2 protein-coding genes are annotated in these 21487 nt (G+C 74.7%); both read left to right on the top strand.

The annotated features are described in order from the left end of the window. The first annotated feature begins 60 nt into the window (after positions 1-60). Positions 61-15912, top strand: coding sequence for a non-ribosomal peptide synthase/polyketide synthase (locus ACWD0F_RS48640; protein ID WP_449889464.1), 15852 nt, complete (start codon positions 61-63; stop codon positions 15910-15912). A gap of 8 nt (positions 15913-15920) precedes the next feature. After that, on the top strand, positions 15921-21356 hold the full coding sequence (locus tag ACWD0F_RS48635) for an amino acid adenylation domain-containing protein (protein ID WP_449889463.1): 5436 nt from the start codon (positions 15921-15923) through the stop codon (positions 21354-21356). Positions 21357-21487 lie beyond the last annotated feature (131 nt).

The following is a 21487-nucleotide window of genomic DNA, read 5'->3' as shown; positions in this document are numbered from 1 at the left end:
GAAAAGTTGTCTTTCTACGCTCAGCTCGATATTTCGCCCGAAAGCATAAGGAGTCAATCGATGGCCGTCACGATGGTAGAGCGAGACCCGCTGAACGCCGCCGAAACGGGTCAGTGGCTTCCCGGGCTGATCGCCGCCCAGACGCGGCGCGCGCCGGACGCGCCCGCGGTCAGGTGCGGGGACGACGAGCTGACCTACGCCGACCTCGACCGGCGGGCCGCCCGGCTGGCCCGCCGCCTGGCCGCTCGCGGCGCCGGACCGGAGTCGATCGTCGCCGTCGCGCTGCCCCGGTCGGCCGACCTGGTGGTGGCGTTGCTGGCCGTGCTCAAGTGCGGGGCGGCGTACCTGCCGATCGACCTTGACTACCCGCGCGAGCGGATCGCGCTCATGCTGTCCGGCGCCCGGCCGGTCTGCCTGCTCACCGACGCCGCGACCGGAGCGGCGCTGGCCGGGACCGGCGTCGACCAGTTGCTCGCGCACGATGCGGACCCTGGTGCGGACTTCGAGCTGCCGGACGTCGTTCCCGGCGCGCACCCCGCCTACGTCGTCTACACCTCCGGCTCCACCGGCACGCCGAAGGGCGTGGTCGTCGAGCACCGGGCCCTCACCGACTACCTGCTCTGGTCGCTGCGGACCTACCCGGGCCTGCGCGGCGAGTCGTTGTGGCACTCGTCGGTCTCCTTCGACATGACCGTGACCTCGCTGTGGGCCGCGCTGGCGGCGGGCGGCTGCGTGCGCGTCGCCGCACTGGACGACGACCCGCAGAGCGGCTCACAGGACGACCTGCCGAACGGCTCGCATCGCGGCGCGCAGGGCGGCCCGGCGCACGGCGGCTGCACCTTCCTCAAGGCCACGCCCAGCCACCTGCCCCTTCTGGAGGTGCTGCCGGAGCGCTTCTCCCCGACCCGCGAGCTGATGTTCGGCGGCGAGGCCCTGCGCGGCGAGGCGCTGCGCGCGTGGCGGCAGCGGCATCCCGACGTCACGGTGCTCAACGTGTACGGCCCCACCGAGGCGACCGTCAACGTGGCGGAACACCGCATCGAGCCCGGGGCCGAGGTGCCCGACGGCGTCCTGCCCCTGGGACTGCCCATGGACAACACCCGCATCCACGTCCTGGACGAGGCCCTGCGCCCGCTGCCGCCGGGCGAGGTGGGCGAGCTCTACATCGCCGGCGCGGGTCTGGCCAGGGGATACCTCGGCCGGTCCGGGCTGACCGCAGAGCGGTTCGTGCCGGACCCGTCCGGTGCTCCGGGCGAGCGCATGTACCGCACGGGCGACCTCGGACGCCGCCGCCCCGACGGGGTGCTGGAGTTCGCCGGCCGCGCCGACGGCCAGGTGAAGATCCGCGGTCACCGGGTCGAACTCGGCGAGATCGAGGCCGTGCTGGGCGCCTGCCCGGAGGTCGGGCAGGTCGCGGCGGTCGTGCGGGAGGACCGGCCGGGCGACCAGCGGATCGTCGCCTACGTGACGCCCCGCTCGGTGGACCCGCCCGGCCTGCTCGCGCACGCCGGGCGGCGGCTGCCCGCGTACATGACGCCCTCCGCCGTGGTCGGGCTCGACGCCCTGCCGCTGACCGCGCACGGCAAGCTCGACCGGCGCGCACTGCCCGCGCCGGCGTGGCAGGCGACCTCCGGCGGCGCACCCCGCACCGCGCGCGAGGAGGCGCTGTGCCGCCTGTTCGCCGAGATCCTCGGCGTGCCCGGCGTCGGGATCGACGACAACTTCTTCGAGCTCGGCGGGCACTCGGTCCTCGCCACCCGCCTCATCGGCCGGGTCAGGGCCGAGCTGGGCGCCGAGCTGGCGCTGCGGGCCCTGTTCGAGTCACCCACGCCCGCCGAGCTGGCCGAGCGCTGCGCCGAAACTTTGAAAGCGGGCGTGCCCGTGTTCGCCGCCCGGCCCAGGCCGGAGCGGGTGCCGCTGTCGGCCGGGCAGCGTGGCCTGTGGTTCCTGCATCATCTCGAAGGGGCGTCCGCGACCTACAACCTGCCGCTCGCGCTGCGCCTGCGCGGCCCGCTCGACGTGGCCGCGCTGCGCCTCGCGGTGGCCGACCTGGTGGCCCGCCACGAGCCGCTGCGCACGATCTACCCCGGCATCGGCGGCGAGCCCTGCCAGCGGCCGCTCGACGCCGGCCAGGCCGCGCCCGAGTTGCGCGTCGTCGACGTCGCCCCCGCCGAGCTGGCCGCCGCGCTCGACGCCGAGGCCGCCGTCCCCTTCTCGTTCACGGTCGAGCCGCCCTTCCGCGCGACCCTCTTCCGCGCCGGGCCGGACGAGCACGTGCTGCTGCTGGTCACCCACCACATCGCCAGCGACGGCATGTCGGAGCAGCCGATGGTGGACGACCTGGCCGCCGCCTACGCCCACCGCGCCGGCGTGGGGCCGGTGCCGGCGCCGCCGGTCCTGCAGCACATCGACCACACCTTGTGGCAGCGCGAGCTGCTCGGCGACCCCGCCGACCCCGGCAGCCGGGCCGGCACGCAGGTGGCGTTCTGGCGCGAGGCGCTGGCCGGCGCCCCCGCCCTGCTCGACCTGCCGCTCGACCGGCCGCGCCCCGCCGTGCGCGCCGGCCGCGCAGGCCGCGTCGGCTTCCGCCTGGACGAGGACCTGCACCACGGCCTGGTACGCCTGGCCAGGGCGTCGGGATCCACCGTGTTCATGGTGATCCATGCCGCGCTGGCCGCCCTGCTCACCCGGCTCGGCGCGGGCACCGACATCGTCATCGGCGCCCCCACGGCCGGCCGGGGCGACCAGGCGCTCGACGGGCTCGTCGGCAAGTTCCTCAACACGCTGGCGCTGCGGGCCGACACCTCCGGCGACCCTGCCTTCGCCGGCCTCATGGCCCGGGTGACCGACGCCGACCTGGCAGCCCAGGCACACGCCGAGGTGCCGTACGAGAACGTCGTCGAGGCCGTCAACCCGGCCCGCTCGCTGACCTACCACCCGGTCTTCCAGGTCATGCTGACCTTCGAGAGCACCCTGCGCGTCCCCGACCTCGCGCCCGGGCTCGCGACCGGTACGCAGCCGGGCGTGCACACCGGCGCGGCCAAGGTGGACCTCAGCTTCTTCGTCAGGGAGCCCGCACGGTGGGGCGCGCCCGGCGAGGTGGAGTGCGCGCTTGAGTACGCCGCCGACGTGTTCGACCCCGGCACCGCCGAGGACCTGTCGGCCCGTCTCGTGCGGCTGCTGGTCCACGCCGTGCGCGAGCCGAGCCGCACGATCGCCGAGCTCGACCTGCTGGCCCCCGGCGAGCGCGAGCGGCTGCTCGGGGACGACACCGCGCGCCACGTGCCCGAGGCGACGCTGACCGAGCTGTTCGAGCGCCAGGCCCGCCGCACCCCGGGCGCGGCGGCCGTGGAGTGCGACGGCGAGGTGCTCGGTTACGCCGAGCTCGACGCCCGGGCCAACCGGCTGGCCAGGCTGCTGGCCGGCCGTGGTGTCGGACCGGAGCGGTTCGTCGCCGTGGCGCTGCCGAAGTCGGCCGCGCTGGTCGTCGCCCTGCTCGCCATCGTGAAGGCGGGCGGCGCGTACCTGCCGGTGGACCCCGGCCTGCCCGCCGAGCGGATCCGCTTCATGCTCGACGACGTCGGCCCGGTGCTGACCCTGGCCGCGCCCGAGGACCTCGCGGCCCTGGAGGCCGAGGCGGCCGTGCTGCCCGCCACCCCGCCCGAGGTCACCTGCGGCCCCGGCAACGCCGCCTTCGTCATCTACACCTCCGGCTCCACCGGCCGTCCCAAGGGCGTCGTGGTCGAGCACCGCTCGCTCAACGTCTACCTGGCCTGGGCCGCACACGCCTACGGCGGCCTGACCGGGCGTGCCCTGGTGCACTCGCCGGTCTCGTTCGACCTGACGGTCACCGGCCTGTTCGGGCCGCTGACCTGCGGCGGCTGCGTCCACCTCGCCGACCTGGACGCCGACCTGGACGCCGACCTGGAATCCGGCCGTGAGGCCGCTCTGGACGCCGGTCTGGAGTCCACCGCCCCGACAGGGCCGGAGTCGCCCGACTTCGTGAAGGCCACGCCCAGCCACCTGCCCCTGCTCGCCGTACTGCCGGACACCTGCTCGCCCACCGGCCAGCTCGTGCTCGGCGGCGAGTCCCTCATGGGCGAGGCGCTGGACGAGTGGCGCCGCCGCCACCCGGCCGCCACCGTGATCAACGAGTACGGTCCGACGGAGACCACCGTCGGCTGCACGGAGTACCGCATCGAGCCCGGCGACCAGGTGCCCGCCGGCGTGATCACCATCGGCACGCCCGTCTGGAACACCCGCGTCCACGTCCTCGACGAGCGGCTGCGGCCGCTGCCGCCCGGCGTCGTCGGCGAGTTGTACATCGCCGGCGACCTGGTGACCCGCGGTTACCACCACCGCCCCGGGCTGACCGCCGGGCGGTTCGTGGCCGACCCCTTCCGCGCGGGACAGCGGATGTACCGCTCCGGCGACCTGGCCCGGCGCCGGGCCGACGGGCTGCTGGAGTTCGCCGGCCGCGTCGACCACCAGGTGAAGGTACGCGGGTTCCGCATCGAGCTGGGCGAGATCGAGTCGGTGCTGCGCGAGCATCCCGCCGTGGAGCACGCCGCGGTGATCGTCCGCGAGGACCGGCCCGGCGACCAGCGCATCGTCGCCTACGTCACCCCCGGCTCGGCCGCCATCGGCGACGTGCTCGACCATGCGGGGCGCGCGCTGCCCGCGTACATGACGCCCTACGCCGTCGTGGCGCTCGACGTGCTGCCGCTCACCCCCAACGGCAAGCTGGACCGCGCGGCGCTGCCGGCGGCCGGACCCGTCGCCCCGGCCGACGGCTCGCGCCCGCGCACGCCGCAGGAGGAGATCGTCTGCGGGCTCTTCGCCGAGCTGCTCGGCCTCGCCGGCGTCGGGCGCGACGCCAACTTCTTCGAGCTCGGCGGCCACTCCCTGCTCGCCACCCGGCTCGTCAGCCGCCTCCGCTCGGTGTTCGGCGTCGAGGTGGGCGTGCGCGAGGCGTTCGAGGCGCCCACCCCGGCCGAGCTGGCCGGGCGCATCGACCTGGCCGGCCTCGGCCGCTCCAGGCCCGTGCCCGAGGAGCGGCCCGACCGCGTCCCCCTCTCCTACGCCCAGCGCGGCGTCTGGTTCATCAACCGGCTCGACGAGGACAACCCGCAGTACAACATCCCCTCCGTGCTCCGCCTCACCGGCCTGGTGAACAAGGACGCGCTGCGTGCCGCCGTGAACGACGTCGTGGCCAGGCACGAGGTGTTGCGGACGGTCATCAGGAGCGAGGACGGCGAGCCGTACCAGGTGGTGCTCGACGGGGCCACGGCCGAGACGACGTTCGCCGACGTCGAGCCGGAGCGGCTCAAGGAGACGCTCACCGCGTTCGGCCACCGCGCCTTCAAGCTGGCCGACGAGATCCCCATCCGGGCCGGCCTGTTCTCCACCGGCCCCGAGGAGCACGTGCTGCACCTGGTCATCCACCACGTGGCCTGCGACGGCTGGTCGTGGGCGGCGCTGCTGCGCGACCTGGCCGAGGCCTACACCGCCCGCTGCGCCGGCGCGACGCCCTCCTGGCAGCCCCTGCCCGTCCAGTACGCCGACTACACGCTCTGGCAGACGCGCATGCTCGGCGACGAGCACGACCCGGACAGCCCCCTGGCCGGGCAGCTCGCCTACTGGCGGGAACGCCTGGCCGGCATGCCCGAGCTGATCGAGCTCCCCCTCGACCGGCCGCGCCCCGCCATCGCGAGCAACCGCGGCGACATGGTCACCCTGAACCTCGACGCCGCCGCGCACCGCGAGATCGTCGCCGCCGCGCGCGAAGCGGGCGTCACGGTCTTCATGATGGCCCACGCCGCCTTCGCCGCGTTGTTGTCCCGGCTCGGCGCGGGCACCGACCTGCCCATCGGCACCGGTCTGGCCGGCCGCAGCCACGAGGCGCTGGACGATCTCGTGGGCTTCTTCGTCAACACCATGGTGCTGCGCACCGACACCTCGGGCGACCCCACGTTCCGCGAGCTGCTCGACCGGGTACGCGAGGTGGACCTGTCGGCCTACGCCAACCAGAACATCCCCTTCGAGCGGCTGGTCGACGTCGTCAACCCGGCCCGCTCCCTGGCCTACCACCCGCTGTTCCAGGTCAGCATCGTGCTGCAGAACTACGCGGGCGCCCAGGCCCGCATGCCGGGCCTCACCGTCAGCCCGCCCGAGGTGGAGCTGGAGGCGGCCAAGTTCGACCTGATGTTCTTCCTGGAGGAGGCGCACGGCGAGGGCCGCGACCCCGGCGGCATGCGGATCAACCTCAAGTACGCCACCGACATCTTCGACCGGGGCACGGCCGAGCGGATCGCGGAGTGGTTCTGCCGGTTCCTGCGCTCGGCCGCGGCGGACGCCGGCCAGCGGCTGGGCGCGGTGGAGCTGCTGTCCGGCGGTGAGCGGCACCGGATGCTGGAGCAGTGGGGCGACGGCGGCGCCGTGGACGGCCGGGCGACGTTGCCCGAGCTGTTCGAGGAGCGGGTGCGGGCGTGCCCGGACGCGGTGGCCGTGGTGGACGGGCCGGTGACCTGGTCGTACCGGGAGGTCAACGAGCGGGCCAACCGGCTGGCGCGCTCGCTCGTCGAGCGGCACGGCGCCGGGCCCGAGTCGATCGTCGCCGTCGCCCTGCCCCGGTCGGCCGACCTGGTGGTGGCGCTGCTCGGCATCGCCAAGTCGGGCGCGGCTTACCTGCCGATCGACCCCGACTACCCGGCCGAGCGCGTCACCCTCATGCTGGAGGACGCCCGGCCGCTGCTGGTCGTCGGCGACCTCGACGTGCCCGTCCCCCGGCTCGCCATCGCCGACGGCGTCCTCTCCGGCGGCCTTCCTTCCGGCGATCTGGCCGGCCCTTCCGGCGATCTGGCCGACCCTTCTGGCGATCTGACCGACGCCGAGCGGCGTGCGCCGCTCACTCCGCGGTCGCCCGCCTACGTGATCTACACCTCGGGCTCGACCGGCCGCCCCAAGGGCGTCGTGGTCACCCACCACGGGCTGGCCGCCACCGTCGCCTCCATGCGCGAGCGCCTGCGAACCGGCCCCGACTCCCGCGTGCTGCAGCTGGCCTCCCCGAGCTTCGACGTCTCCGTCATGGAGCTGCTCATGGCCTTGACCTTCGGCGGCGCGCTCGTCATCGCACCCTCGCACGTACGCGGCGGCGACGACCTGGCCACGCTGCTCGCCGAGCAGCGGATCAGCCACGCCGTCATCCCGTCCGCCACGCTGGCCAGCGTCCCCGAGACGCCGCTGCCGGACCTGCGCACCCTGCTCGTCGGCGGTGACGTGGTCGGCCCCGAGCTGGTCGAACGCTGGGGCGACGGCCGGCGCATGCTCAACGGGTACGGCCCCACCGAGGCCACCATCTGGGCCTCGGCCAGCGACGCCCTCGTCCCCGGCGAGAACCCGCCCATCGGCTCGCCGCTCCGCGGCACCCGCGTCCACGTCCTGGACGCCGGGCTGCGGCCCGTGCCGCCCGGCGTGGCCGGAGAGCTGTACGTCGCCGGCGACGGCCTGGCCCGCGGCTACCTGGGCCGCCCCGCGCTGAGCGCGGAGCGGTTCGTGGCCGACCCCTTCGGCGCTCCGGGCGAGCGCATGTACCGCACCGGCGACCTGGCCCGCTGGCGGCCCGACGGCTCGCTCGACTTCGCCGGCCGGGTCGACCACCAGGTCAAGATCCGCGGGTTCCGGATCGAGCTGGGCGAGATCGAGGCCGTGCTGGCCCGCCACCCCGACGTGGAGCGGGCGGTCGTGATCGTGCGCGAGGACCGGCCGGGCGACAAGCGCATCGTCGCCTACCTCGTGGCCGCCAAGGCCCCCGAGTCCGGCCAGGTGCGTGCCCACGTGGCCGCGCACCTGCCCGAGTACATGGTGCCCGCGGCCTTCGTGGTCCTCGACGAGCTGCCCGCGACGGCCAACGGCAAGCTCGACAGGAAGCTGCTGCCCGCCCCCGAGTTCGCCACCCGATCGGGCGGCCGCACCCCGCGCACCGCCCGCGAGGAGATCATGTGCGGGCTGTTCGCCGAGATCCTCGGCGTGCCCGTCGGGATCGACGACAACTTCTTCGAGCTCGGCGGCCACTCTCTGCTCGCCACCCGCCTGGTCGGCCGCCTGAGGTCCACCCTCGGCGCCGAGGTACGCGTGCGCGACCTGTTCCGCGCCCCCACGGTGGCCACGCTCGCCGGCCGTCTGGAGCCCGCCCGCGAGGCCCGGCCCCCGCTGGTGGCCCGCCCCAGGCCGGAGCGGATCCCGCTGTCCATGGCCCAGCAGCGCCTGTGGTTCCTGCACCGGCTCGAAGGACCGAGCCCGGCCTTCAACGTGCCGCTGGCGCTGCACCTGTCCGGCGCGCTGGACGTCGAGGCCCTGCGCCAGGCGCTCACCGACCTGGTGGACCGGCACGAGGCGCTGCGCACGGTCTACCCCGACGACGGCGGGCGGCCGTACCAGCTCATCCACCCCGAGGGCCAGGTACGGCCGGTGCTGGACGTCGTCTCCGGCGGCTCGATCGGCGACGCGCTCACCTACACCTTCGACCTGGCCGCCGAGGCGCCCATCAGGGCGACCCTGTTCACCCGGCCCGAGCCGGGCGAGTACTGCCTGCTCCTGCTGCTGCACCACATCGCCACCGACGGCGTGTCGATGAGCACGCTCAGCCGCGACCTGTCGGCCGCCTACGCCGCCCGCCTGAGCGGCCGCGCGCCCGGCTGGGAGCCGCTACCCGTCCAGTACGCCGACTTCACGCTCTGGCAGGCCGAGACGCTCGGCAGCGACGAGGACCCGGCCAGCGTGCTGTCCAGCCAGCGCGACTACTGGAAGAACCAGCTCGCCGGCGCCCCCGAGCCGCTCGAACTGCCCGCCGACCGGCCGCGCCCCGTCCGGCGCGGCAGCCTGGCCGAGCGGGTCACCTTCGACGTCGACGCCGGGCTGCACTGGGACCTCATCGGCCTGGCCAGGCGGAGCAACGCCACGCTGTTCATGGTGATGCACGCCGCGCTGGCCGGGCTGCTCACCAGGCTCGGCTCCGGCCAGGACATCCCGATCGGGACCGGCGTGGCCGGGCGCGGCGACCCCGCGCTCGACGACGTGGTCGGCTTCTTCATCAACATGGTCGTGCTGCGTGCCGACACCTCCGGCGACCCCACCTTCCGCGAGCTGCTGGGGCGGGTCCGCGAAACCGACCTGGCCGCCTACGCCAACTCCGACGTGCCCTTCGACCGGGTCGTCGACGCCGTCAACCCCGTCAGGTCGATGAGCCACGCCCCGCTGTACCAGGTCACGCTCACCGTGGACCGGGACGTCATCGACGGCAACCTGCGCCTGCCCGGCCTGTCGGTGCGCGCCGACAGCCCCGACCCCGGCTCCGCCAAGTTCGACCTGTGGGTCGGGCTGACCGAGACCTACGCCCCCGACGGCACCCCGGCGGGCATGGAAGGCGTGGTCAAGTTCGCCACCGACATCTTCGACCGGGACACGGCCGAGCGGATCGCGGGCTGGTTCTGCCGGTTGTTGCGGTCGGTGGCGGCCGACGCCGATCAGCGCCTCGGCGCGGTGGAGCTGCTGTCCGGCGGTGAACGGCGGCAGTTGCTGAGCCAATGGGGCGACGGCGGCTCGGCCGGGCCGCGCATGACGCTGCCGGCGCTGTTCGAGGAGCGGGTGCGCGAGTGCCCCGACGCGGTGGCGGTGGTGGACGGGTCCGTGTCGTGGTCGTACCGGGAGGTCAACGAGCGGGCCAACCGGCTGGCGCGGTTCCTCATCGACCGCTACGGGGCCGGGCCCGAGTCGCTGGTGGCGGTCGCGCTGCCGCGATCGGCCCAGGCGGCGGTCGCCATGCTCGGCATCGCCAAGGCCGGGGCGGCGTACCTGCCGATCGACCCGGACTACCCGGCCGAGCGCGTCAACCTCATCCTCCGCGAAAGCGACCCCCTGGTCACCGTGACCGCCGACCTCCTCGACGACCTCCTTGACGATCAAGGCCGCCTTCCTGGGCACGACGTCACCGACGGCGAGCGGAGCGCGCCTCTCACGCCCGCCGCGCCCGCGTACGTCATCTACACCTCGGGCTCGACCGGCCGTCCCAAGGGCGTCGTGGTCACCCACCAGGGGCTCGCCGCGAGCGCGGCGTCGCAGCGGCACCGGCTCGGCACCGCGCCGGGCAGCCGCGTGCTGCAGTTCGCGCCGCTCAGCACGGACACGTCCGTGTTCGAGATGTTGTACGCCTTCGGCGCCGGCGCCACCCTCGTCGTCGTGCCGCCCGGCGTGCGCGGCGGCGACGAGCTGGCCGCGCTGCTCGCCGGGCAGCGGATCACCCACGCCGTGCTGCCGCCGGCCGCGCTGGCCAGCCTGCCCGTCGTGCCGCTGCCGGACCTGCGCACCCTGCTCGTCGGCACCGACGTGCTCGGCGCCGAGCTGGTCGGACGCTGGGGCGAGGGGCGCCTCATGCTCAACGGCTACGGCCCCACCGAGGCCACCATGTGGGCCTCCGCCAGCGACGCCCTGATCGCCGGCGAGAAGCCGCCCATCGGCTCGCCCCTGTACGGCCACCGCTTCCACGTCCTCGACCACGGGTTGCGGCCGGTGCCGCCGGGTGTGGTGGGGGAGTTGTACGTGGCCGGTGACGGGGTGGCGCGCGGGTATCTGGGGCGGCCGTCGTTGACGGCGGAGCGGTTCGTGGCTTGTCCGTGGTCGGCGGGGGAGCGGATGTATCGGACGGGGGATGCGGTGCGCTGGCGTGCTGATGGCCGGCTGGATTTCGTGGGCCGGGTGGATGAGCAGGTGAAGGTGCGTGGGTTCCGGATCGAGCTGGGGGAGATCGAGGCGGTGCTGGCCCGGCATCCGGAGGTGGAGCAGGCGGTCGTCATCGTGCGGGAGGACCGGCCGGGGGATCGGCGGATCGTGGCTTACGTGGTGGGCGGCGGGGTCGAGGCGGCGCGGTTGCGGGAGTTCGTGGCGGGGGTGTTGCCGGGGTACATGGTGCCGTCGGCGTTCGTGGTGCTGGCGGCGTTGCCGTTGTCGCCGAACCGGAAGGTGGATCGGCGGGGTTTGCCCGCGCCGGTGTACACCGTCGAGCCGGGGCGGGCGGCGCGGGGGCCGCGTGAGGAGATCGTGTGTGGTCTGTTCGCGGAGGTGCTCGGGGTGGCGCGGGTGGGGGTGGACGACAACTTCTTCGAGCTCGGCGGGCACTCGCTGCTGGCCACCCAGCTCGTCAGCCGCGTCCGCGCCGTGCTCGGCGCCGAGCTCCCGCTGCGCGAGCTGTTCGACCATCCGACCGTCGCCGCCCTGGCCGCCCGGCTCGACGACGCCGCCGAGGCCCGCGTCCCCGTCAGCGTCAGGCCGCGGCCCGAGCGGATCCCGCTGTCCACCGCCCAGCAGCGGTTGTGGTTCCTGCACCGGCTGGAGGGACCCAGCCCGACCTACAACATCCCGCTGCCCATCCGCCTGTCCGGCGAGCTCGACCGCGAGGCGCTCCAGGCCGCCGTGGACGACCTGGCGGACCGGCACGAGGTGCTGCGCACGGTGTTCCGCGAAAGCGACGGGCAGGCGTACCAGCATGTCCTGCCCGCCTCGCGCATCCCCGTCGAGCTCGTCGCCACCACCGAGGAGGAGCTGCCCGACCTGCTCGCGGAGGACATCCGCGTCCCCTTCGACCTGGCCGAGGAGCCGCCCGTGCGGTGCCGGCTCTACCGCACCGGGCCCGCCGAGCACGTGCTGCTGCTGCTCGTGCACCACATCGCGGGCGACGGCATGTCGATGATGCCGCTCTCGGCCGACTTCGCCACCGCGTACGCGGCCCGTCTTGAGGGCCGGGCACCCGGCTGGGAGCCGCTGCCCGTGCAGTACGCCGACTACACGCTCTGGCAGGCCGAGAACGCCGTCGGCGAGGACCAGGTCGGCTACTGGCGCGACACCCTCGCCGGCGCCCCCGAGCTGCTCGAACTGCCGGCCGACCGGCCGCGGCCGTCGGTCGCCAGCCACCGGGGCGCGACCGTTCCGGTGGACATCCCGGCCGAGACGCACCGCCGGGTGGCCGCGCTGGCCCGCGAGCGCGGCGCCACCGTGTTCATGGTGCTGCAGGCCGCGGTCGCCGCGCTGCTGGGCCGGCTCGGCGCGGGCACCGACATCCCGCTCGGCACCGTCGTCGCCGGACGCCACGACGCCGCGCTCGACCAGCTCGTCGGCTTCTTCGTCAACTCCCTGGTCCTGCGGACCGACCTGTCCGGCGACCCCGGCTTCCACGAGCTGATCGACCGGGTCAGGGAGACGGACCTGGCCGCCTACGCCCACGCCGAGGCGCCCTTCGAGCGGGTCGTCGAGGCCGTCAACCCCGCCCGATCCCTGGGTCACACCCCCCTCTACCAGGTCATGTTCAGCCTGATGAGCGACGGTCACCCCCGGCTCGACCTGCCGGGGCTGCGGGGCTCCTTCGAGCCCGTGCGGGGCAGCGTCGCCAAGTTCGACCTGGCCTTCGGGCTGCGCGAGAACCACGGCGGCGACGGCCTGCCCGCGGGCATCTGCGGCTCGCTGGAGTACGCCACCGACCTGTTCGACCGGGACACGGCCGTCTCGCTCGCCGACCGGCTGACCCGTCTGGTGACCGTGCTCTCCGCCGACCCGGCCCTGCGGCCGGGCCAGGTGGACCTGCTGTCGCAGGACGAGCACCGCCTGCTGGCCGCCGGCAACGCGACCGGCGCGCCCATCCCCGCCCCGGCCTTCCAGGAGCTGTTCGAGGCCCAGGCCGCCCGCACGCCGCAGGCCACCGCCGTGGTGGACGACACGACCACGCTGACCTACCGGGAGCTGAACGAGCGGGCCAACCGGCTGGCTCACCTGCTCATCGAACGGCACGGCCGCGGCCGCTTCTTCGCCGTCGGGCTGCCGCCGGGCGCGGACGTCGTCGTCACCCTGCTGGCCGTGCTCAAGGCGGGCGGCGTGTACGTGCCCTTCGACCCCGCCCATCCGGCCGACCGCGTCCGCGGCACGATCCACAGCGCCCGCCCGGCCGTGCTCATCGGCTCGGCGGCGCCCGCGGAGATCCCCGGCGTGGACACCCCGTGGCTGCTCCTCGACTCCCCGCAGGTCGCCGCCGGCCTCGCGGGCCGGCCGCACGGCAACCCGCCGCCGGCCGCCGGGGCCGACCGCCTCATGTACGTGATCTACACCTCCGGCTCCACCGGCCGCCCCAAGGGCGCCATGGTGCACCAGCACGGCATGGTCAACCACCTGCTGGCCAAGGTCGAGGAGCTGGGCATCGGGGAGGGTGACGCGGTGGTGTTCAACGCGCCGCTCACGTTCGACGTCTCGGTGTGGCAGATGTTGTCGGCCCTGCTGGCCGGCGGCCGGACCCACATCGTCACCAAGGACGTCGCCAGGGACCCGCTCGAACTGTTCGCCGAGGTCGAACGGCACGGGCTCACCGTCCTGGAGGTCGTACCCTCCTTCATGCGGGCCGGGCTCGACGCCTACGACGCCGGCCTCCCGTCGCCGGACATGCCGTCGCTGCGCTGGTTCATCGTCAACGGCGAGGTGCTCTCCCCGGAGATCTGCAAGCGCTGGTACGCCCGCTTCCCGCAGGCCGGCCTGATCAACGCGTACGGGCTGACCGAGTGCTCCGACGACAACACCCACGCCTTCATCGGGCACGACATCGACGCCCAGGTCGAGCAGGGCCGGCTGCCCGTGGGCCGCCCGCTGCGCAACAACCGGCTGCACATCCTCGACGCGGGACTCCTCCCGGTGCCGCCCGGCCTGCCCGGCGACCTCTACATCGCCGGCACCGGCGTCGGTCTCGGCTACCTGGGCGACCCGTCGCGCAGCGCCGAACGGTACGTCCCCGACCCGTTCGCCCCCGAGCCCGGCGCGCGCATGTACCGCACCGGCGACCGGGTGCGGCTGCGCGCCGACGGGCAGCTCGACTTCCTGACCCGGGTGGACCACCAGGTCAAGATCCGCGGCAACCGGATCGAGCTGGGCGAGGTCGAGGCCGCGCTGCGCGCGCTGCCCGACGTCAGCGACGCCGTGGTCATCGCCGACGAGCCGGCCGGCGGCCCCAAGCGGCTCCTCGGGTACGCCGTCACCCGCCTCTCCCCGGCCGCCCTGCGGGAGCGCCTGGAGGCGGTGCTGCCGGACTACATGGTGCCCGCGGCCCTCGTACCGCTGGACGACCTGCCGCTCACCCCGAACGGCAAGGTCGACAGGAAGGCGCTGCCCGACCCGTCCTACGCCGGGGTCACCGGCGGCCGCGAGCCGCGCACCGAGCGGGAGCGCATCTTCCGCGACCTGTTCGCCGAGGTGATCGGCGTCGAGGACGTCTCCGTCGACGCCGGGTTCTTCCAGCTCGGCGGCGACAGCATCATGTCGCTCCAGCTGGTCTCGCGCGCCCGGCGCGCCGGGCTGACCATCACCGCGCGCGACGTGTTCCAGCAGCAGACCGTGGAGGCGCTCGCGGCCGTCGCGCAGGAGGCCGCGGCCGGGCCCGCGCCCGTGGACGCCGGGGTCGGCGACCTCCCGGCCACACCGATCATGCACTGGCTCCGGGAGCTGGACGGGCCGTACGCCGGGTTCAACCAGTCGATGGCGCTCACCGTGCCCTCCGGGCTGGGCGAGCACCTCGTACCCGCCGTCCAGGCGCTGCTCGACCGGCACGACATGTTGCGGGCCCGGCTGGACCCGGACACCTGGACGCTCCAGGTGCGCACGCCCGGCTCGGTGCCGGCGGGCGGCCTCGTCCGCCGGGTGGACGTCGCCGGGCTGACCGGCGGCGCGCTGGCCGGCGCCGTCGCCCGCGAGGGTGAGCGGGCCAGGTCGGAGTTGTCGCCAGGCGAGGGCGCGATGGTGCGGGCCGTCTGGTTCGACGCGGGCGCGCGGCCGGGCGTGCTGCTCCTGGTGGCGCACCACCTCGTCGTGGACGGCGTCTCCTGGCGCATCATCGTCCCCGACCTGCGCGCCGCCTGGCAGGCCCTGGCCGGCGGCGGCACGCCGGAGCTCGACCCGGTGCCCACCTCGTTCCGGGCCTGGGCGCACACGCTGGCCGCGCTCGCCCGCGAGCCCCGGCCCGACCGCGCCGTATGGGAGGCGCTGCCGGCCGGCGAGCCGCCGCTCGGCGCCCGCCCGCTCGACCCCGCCAGGGACACCGCGGCCACGGCCCGCGACCTGACCGTGACGCTGCCCGCCGGCGTCACCGAGGCGCTGCTGACGCGGGTGCCCGCCGTCTACCACGCCTCCGTCAACGACGTGCTGCTGACCGGCCTGGCCATCGCGGTCGCCCGGCAGGCGAACCGGCACGGCCTGCTGGTGGACGTCGAGGCGCACGGACGCGAGGAGCTGACCGACGGGCTCGACCTGTCGCGCACGGTCGGCTGGTTCACCAGCATGTACCCGGTCAGCCTCGACGCGGGCCCCGTGAGCGACCAGGACCTGTCCGAAGGCGGCCCCGCCGTGGGCGCCGCGCTCAAGCGGATCAAGGAGAGCCTGCGGGTGATCCCCGACAACGGCGTCGGCTTCGGCCTCTGGCGCCACCTCGCCGGCGAGCCGCGGGTGTCGCCGGTCCCGCAGATCGGCTTCAACTACCTGGGCCGGTTCGGCGGCGGGAACGACTCCGGCCACTGGGCGCCCGCCGCGAACCTGCCCACGCCGGTGGCCCGCGATCCCGAGATGCCCGCCGCGCACGCCCTGGAGGTGATCGCCACCGCCGTGGACGGCGCCGGCGGCCCGGCCCTGTCCGTCACCTGGTCCTGGCCGCGCGAGCTGTTCACCGAGCAGGAGGTCCGCGACCTCGCCGAGGGCTGGTTCGCCGCGCTGCGCGGCATCGTCCGGCACGCCGACCGGCCGGACGCGGGCGGCCACACGCCGTCGGACCTGTCGCTGGCGCTCAGCCAGGACGAGATCGACGACCTGGAGAACGAGCTGATGGAGGAGTGGGCGTGATGACCGCGATGACCACGACTACCCGGACGACCCGGACGGCCACCTCGGCCTTCGAGGATGTGCTGCCGCTGGCGCCGATGCAGGAAGGGCTGCTCTTCCACGCGCTGGCCGACCCCGACGGCGTGGACGCCTACACCGTCACGATGGTCCTGCGGCTGGAGGGCCGTCTGGACCCCGCCGCCCTGCGCTCGGCCGCGCGGGCGCTGCTGCGCCGGCACGCCGGGCTGCGGGCGGGCTTCCGCCAGCGCAAGAACGGCCAGTCCATGCAGGTCATCCACCACGACGTCGAGCTGCCCTGGAGCGAGACCGACCTGAGCGGCACAGGCGGCACAGGCGGCGTGGGCGTCGGCGAGGCCGAGCGTGAGGCCGACTTCGCCGCGTTGTTCGCGGCCGAGCAGGCGCGCCGGTTCGACCTCACCAGACCGCCCGCCCTCCGGTTCACGCTGGTCAGGATGGCCGCCGAGGATCACCGGCTGATCGTCGCCAACCACCACATCCTGTACGACGGCTGGTCGCTGCCCATCCTGCTGCGCGAACTGGTCGCGCTCTACCACTCCCGGGGCGACGCCTCGGCGCTGCCCCGCGTCACGCCCTTCCGCGACTACCTCGCCTGGCTGGGCCGGCAGGACGCCGGGGAGACGGAGGCGGAGTGGCGGCGGGCCCTCGACGGGCTGTCGCGACCGACCCGGCTGTTCCCGGACGCCCCGGAACGGGTGCCCGAGCTGCCGGGACGGCTCATCCTCGACCTGCCGGACGCGGTGGCGCGCGGTCTGGTGGAGTCCATGCGCGCCCGCGACATCACCGCGAACACCGTCGTCCAGGGCGCCTGGGCGCTGCTGCTCGGTGAGCTCACCGGCGCGCGGGACGTCGTGTTCGGGGCGGTGGTCTCCGGCCGGCCGCCCGATCTGCCCGGCGTCGAGTCCATGGTCGGGATGTTCATGAACACCGTCCCGGTCCGCGTCCGGCTCGACCCGTTGGAGCCGTACGCTGCCCTGCTCGCCCGGCTGCAGGACGAGCAGGCCGCGCTCCTGGCCCACCAGCACATGAGCCTCGGGAGCATCCACCGGATGTGCGGGCTCGGCGAGCTGTTCGACACCGTCGTCACCGTGGAGAACTACCCCTCCGGCCCGGCCACCGGCCAGGACGCCGAGCTCCGGGTGAGCGTCGGGGGGCGCGACTCCGCCCACTACCCGCTCCGGCTCATCGCGGGCCTGGCGGGCGGGCGGCTGCAGATGGAGCTGGAGTACCGGACGGACCTGCTCGACGAGGCCGCCGCCCGCGCGCTGGGCGGCTGGCTGTCCGAGGCGCTCGCCCTGCTCGCGGCCTCCCCGGAGGTCCCGGTCACCCTTCCGCCGGTCCCCTTTCCGAGCGCAGTGCCCAGCCCGTTGTCCGTGCCCGTCCCGGCGCCCGCCCGGCGGGCGGCGGGGCCCGTCGCGGAGATCCTGTGCGGGCTGTTCGCCGAGGTGCTCGGCGTGCCCGACGTGCGGCCCGACGACGACTTCTTCGCGCTCGGCGGCCGGTCGCTGACCGCCGTCAAGCTGCTGAGCAGGGTCCGGGCCGTGTTCAAGGCCGGGCTGCAGGTCCGGGCCATCTTCGACGCGCCGACTCCCGTCCTGCTGGCCCGGCGCGTCGAGGCCGCGGGAGAGGCCGGGCCGCCGCCGGCGCCGCTGCCCCGCCCGGAGCGGATCCCGCTGTCGTGGGCCCAGCATCGGTTGTGGTTCATGTTCCGCCTGGAGGGGCCGAGCGCCACGTACAACATCCCCGGCGCGCTGCGGTTGCGCGGCCCGCTCGACGCCGGCGCGCTGCGCCGGGCCCTGCACGACGTGGTGACCAGGCACGAGTCCCTGCGCACCGTCTTCCCGGAGCATGACGGCGTGCCCGAGCAGCGCGTTCTCCCGTCCGGTGCGGCCCGCGTGCCGCTGGAGGTCCGTGACGTGGACCCGGCGGAGCTGGACGCGGCGCTCACCGCCGCCTGCGGGCACGCCTTCGACCTGACCCGGGAGCCGCCCCTGCGCGTCACGCTGTTCCGGCTCGGCCCGCAGGATCACTGCCTGCTGGTGCTGCTGCACCACATCGCCGGCGACGGCTGGTCGATGGGGCCGCTGGCCAGAGACCTGTCCACCGCGTACGCCGCCCGCCTGAGCGGCGCCGCGCCCACCTGGGAGCCGCTGCCCCTCCAGTACGCCGACCACGCCCTGTGGCAGCAGCGCGCGGACCTCGGCCCGGACCTCGACCACTGGCGGCGGGCCCTGAACGGCCTGCCCGAATGCCTGGAGCTGCCCGGCGACCGGCCGCGCCCCGCCCGGGCGAGCCACCGCGGCGACCTGGTGCCCATCGACTGGGGCTCCGGCCTGCGGGACGGCGTCGCCAAGCTGGCCAGGGAGACGGGTACGACCGTGTTCATGGTGCTCCAGGCTGGTTTGGCGGCCCTGCTGACCAGGCTCGGCGCGGGCGCCGACATCCCGATCGGCACTCCGGAGGCGGGCCGTGGCGACGAGGCGCTCGACGACCTCGTCGGCTTCTTCGTCAACACCCTGGTGCTGCGTACGGACACCTCGGGCGACCCCTCCGTACGCGACCTGCTGAGCCGGGTCCGTGAGACCGACCTGGCCGCGTACGCGTACGCCGGCGTGCCGTTCGAGCGGCTCGTCGAGGTCGTCAACCCGCCGCGCTCGCTCGGCCATCACCCGTTGTTCCAGGTCATGCTCGCGATGCAGGACGCGGACGGCGAGCCGCTCGGGCTGGCCGGTCTGACGGCCGAGCCGGCGGGTGTGCGGGCCGGCGTGGCCAAGTTCGACCTGGCGTTCAGCGTGGACGCCGGGTTGCGCGGCGTCCTGGAGTATGCGACGGACCTGTTCGACCGGCGTACCGCCGAGGCGCTGGTGCGGCGGCTCGGCGGGCTGCTCGCGGCGGCCGTCGCGGACCCGGACGCACCGCTCAGCGCGCTGCCCGTGCTGCTGCCGGGGGAGGACGCATGGGGCGACGGCGGTCCGGCCACCCCGGCCGCGACCCTGACGGAGCTGTTCGAGGAGCAGGTCCTGCGCACCCCCGGCGAGCCCGCGCTCGCGCTCGGCGCGGAACGGCTCACCTACGCCGAGCTCAACGGCCGGGCCAACCGGCTGGCCCACCAGCTCATCGCGCAAGGCGTCGGCCCCGAGCGGATCGTCGCGCTGAAGCTGCCCAGGGGCGCCGACCTCGTGATCACCGGGCTCGCCGTCCTGAAGGCGGGCGGCGCCTGCCTGCCCGTCGACCCCGCCTACCCCGAGGCCCGCATCGAGGCGATGCTCGCCGACGCGCGGCCCGCCTTGGTCGTCTCCGAGCCGCTGCCGGACCCCCGCTACCCCTCGCGCAACCCCACGAACGCGGACCGCGTCGCGCCCCTGTCGGCGGCCTCACCCGCGTACGTGATCTACACCTCGGGCTCGACCGGCCGTCCCAAGGGCGTCGTGGTCACCCACCACGGCTTCGCCGCCCTGCGGGACAACCAGGCCAGCGCCTACCCGGCCGGTCCGGGTGACCGGGTGCTCCAGTACGTCTCGCCCAGTTTCGACGTCTCGGTGGCCGAGTTGTGCCTGAGCCTGCTGACCGGCGCCTGCCTGGTCGGCCCCGGCGACGGGCTGACCGGCGACGAGCTCGCCGGCCTGCTCGCCGCCGAGCGGGTCAGCCACGCGTTCCTGCCCCCGGCGGTGCTGGCCGGGCTGCCCGCGGACGGGCCCTGGCCGGGCACCGTCCTCACCGGCGGCGAGACGCTCGCCGCCGAGACGCTCGCGCGCTGGAGCGCGGGCCGCCGGCTCATCAACGAGTACGGCCCCACCGAGGTCACCGTCGCCGCCGCCGTCAGCGCGCCGCTGTCGGACGCCGAGCCGCCCCCCATCGGCCGGCCGGTGCCCGGCGCTCGGATCCACGTCCTCGACCACGGGTTGCGGCCGGTGCCGCCGGGTGTGGTGGGGGAGTTGTACGTGGCCGGTGACGGGGTGGCTCGTGGGTATCTGGGGCGGCCGTCGTTGACGGCGGAGCGGTTCGTGGCTTGTCCGTGGTCGGCGGGGGAGCGGATGTATCGGACGGGGGATGCGGTGCGCTGGCGTGCTGATGGCCGGCTGGATTTCGTGGGCCGGGTGGATGAGCAGGTGAAGGTGCGTGGGTTCCGGATCGAGCTGGGGGAGATCGAGGCGGTGCTGGCCCGGCATCCGGAGGTGGAGCAGGCGGTCGTCATCGTGCGGGAGGACCGGCCGGGGGATCGGCGGATCGTGGCTTACGTGGTGGGCGGCGGGGTCGAGGCGGCGCGGTTGCGGGAGTTCGTGGCGGGGGTGTTGCCGGGGTACATGGTGCCGTCGGCGTTCGTGGTGCTGGCGGCGTTGCCGTTGTCGCCGAACCGGAAGGTGGATCGGCGGGGTTTGCCCGCGCCGGTGTACACCGTCGAGGCGGGGCGGGCGGCGCGGGGGCCGCGTGAGGAGATCGTGTGTGGTCTGTTCGCGGAGGTGCTCGGGGTGGCGCGGGTGGGGGTGGACGACAACTTCTTCGAGCTCGGCGGGCACTCGCTGCTGGCCACCCAGCTCGTCAGCCGTATCCGCGCCGTGCTCGGCGCCGACCTGCGGGTGGGCGACGTGTTCGAACAGCCCACCCCGGCCAGGCTGAGCGCCCGGTTCGACGGCGGCTCGCGCGGCGCGTTCGACGTCCTGCTGCCGCTGCGCGAGAGCGGCGGCGCGGCGCCGCTGTTCTGCCTGCACCCCCTGGCCGGCCTGAGCTGGCGGTACGCGGGACTGCTCCGTCACCTCGGCCCCGACCGGCCGGTGTACGGCCTGCAGGCCCGCGGGCTCGACGGCCGCGACCCGCTCCCGGCCACCCTGGACGACCTCACCGCCGACTACGCCGCCCAGATCCGCAAGGTACAGCCCGAGGGCCCGTACCACCTGCTGGGCTGGTCGCTGGGCGGCAACTTCGCCCAGGCGCTCGCGGCCCGGCTGCGGGCGGAGGGCGAGCGGGTGGGCCTGCTGGCCGTGCTCGACGCGTACCCGACGCCGCCGGACGAGAAGGACTACTCCGACCGGCACGTCCTGCTCGCCGACATGTGCGAGCACTACGCGGAGGCGTACGGCGCCGGCCCGGTGGACGTCACCACGATGAGCACCGGCGAGCTGCGCGACCGGGTGATCGAGCTGCTCGGCGGCAGCCAGGGCGAGCTGGGCAGCCTCGACGCCGGGGAGCGCGGCCACGCCCTGGAGGTCATGGTCAACAGCATCCGCGTCACCGCCGGGCCCGCCCCGCGCTTCGACGGCGACCTGCTGCTCGTCACCTCCTCGAAGCCGTCCTCCCCGCCCGAGGCGTGGCACCCGTACGTCACCGGGGCCGTCGAGGTGCGCGGCGCCGGCTGCGAGCACCACCGCATGCTGGAGCCCGAGCCCCTCGCCGGGATCGCCGAGCTGATCGAGGACCGCCTGCGGTGACCGCATGACGGAACCGTCCGTGGCCGGGCAGGCCACGGACGGTTGGGTATTCGGGCAAGTCCGAGGAGGGCGGGGTGCACGGGGTGGGTGGAGTAATATTACACCGAGATAGGAATTGCGCACGTGTGTAG

Source organism: Nonomuraea sp. NPDC002799 (genome assembly GCF_053592075.1).
The sequence above is the reverse complement of the archived record's forward strand: the minus strand, read 5'-3'. Positions and strand labels throughout refer to the sequence as shown.

Bases quoted from the DNA above. Each gene is read 5' to 3' on its own strand.
- ACWD0F_RS48635 (WP_449889463.1), top strand. From the start codon at position 15,921: ATGACCACGACTACCCGGACGACCCGGACGGCCACCTCGGCCTTCGAG.
- ACWD0F_RS48640 (WP_449889464.1), top strand. From the start codon at position 61: ATGGCCGTCACGATGGTAGAGCGAGACCCGCTGAACGCCGCCGAAACG.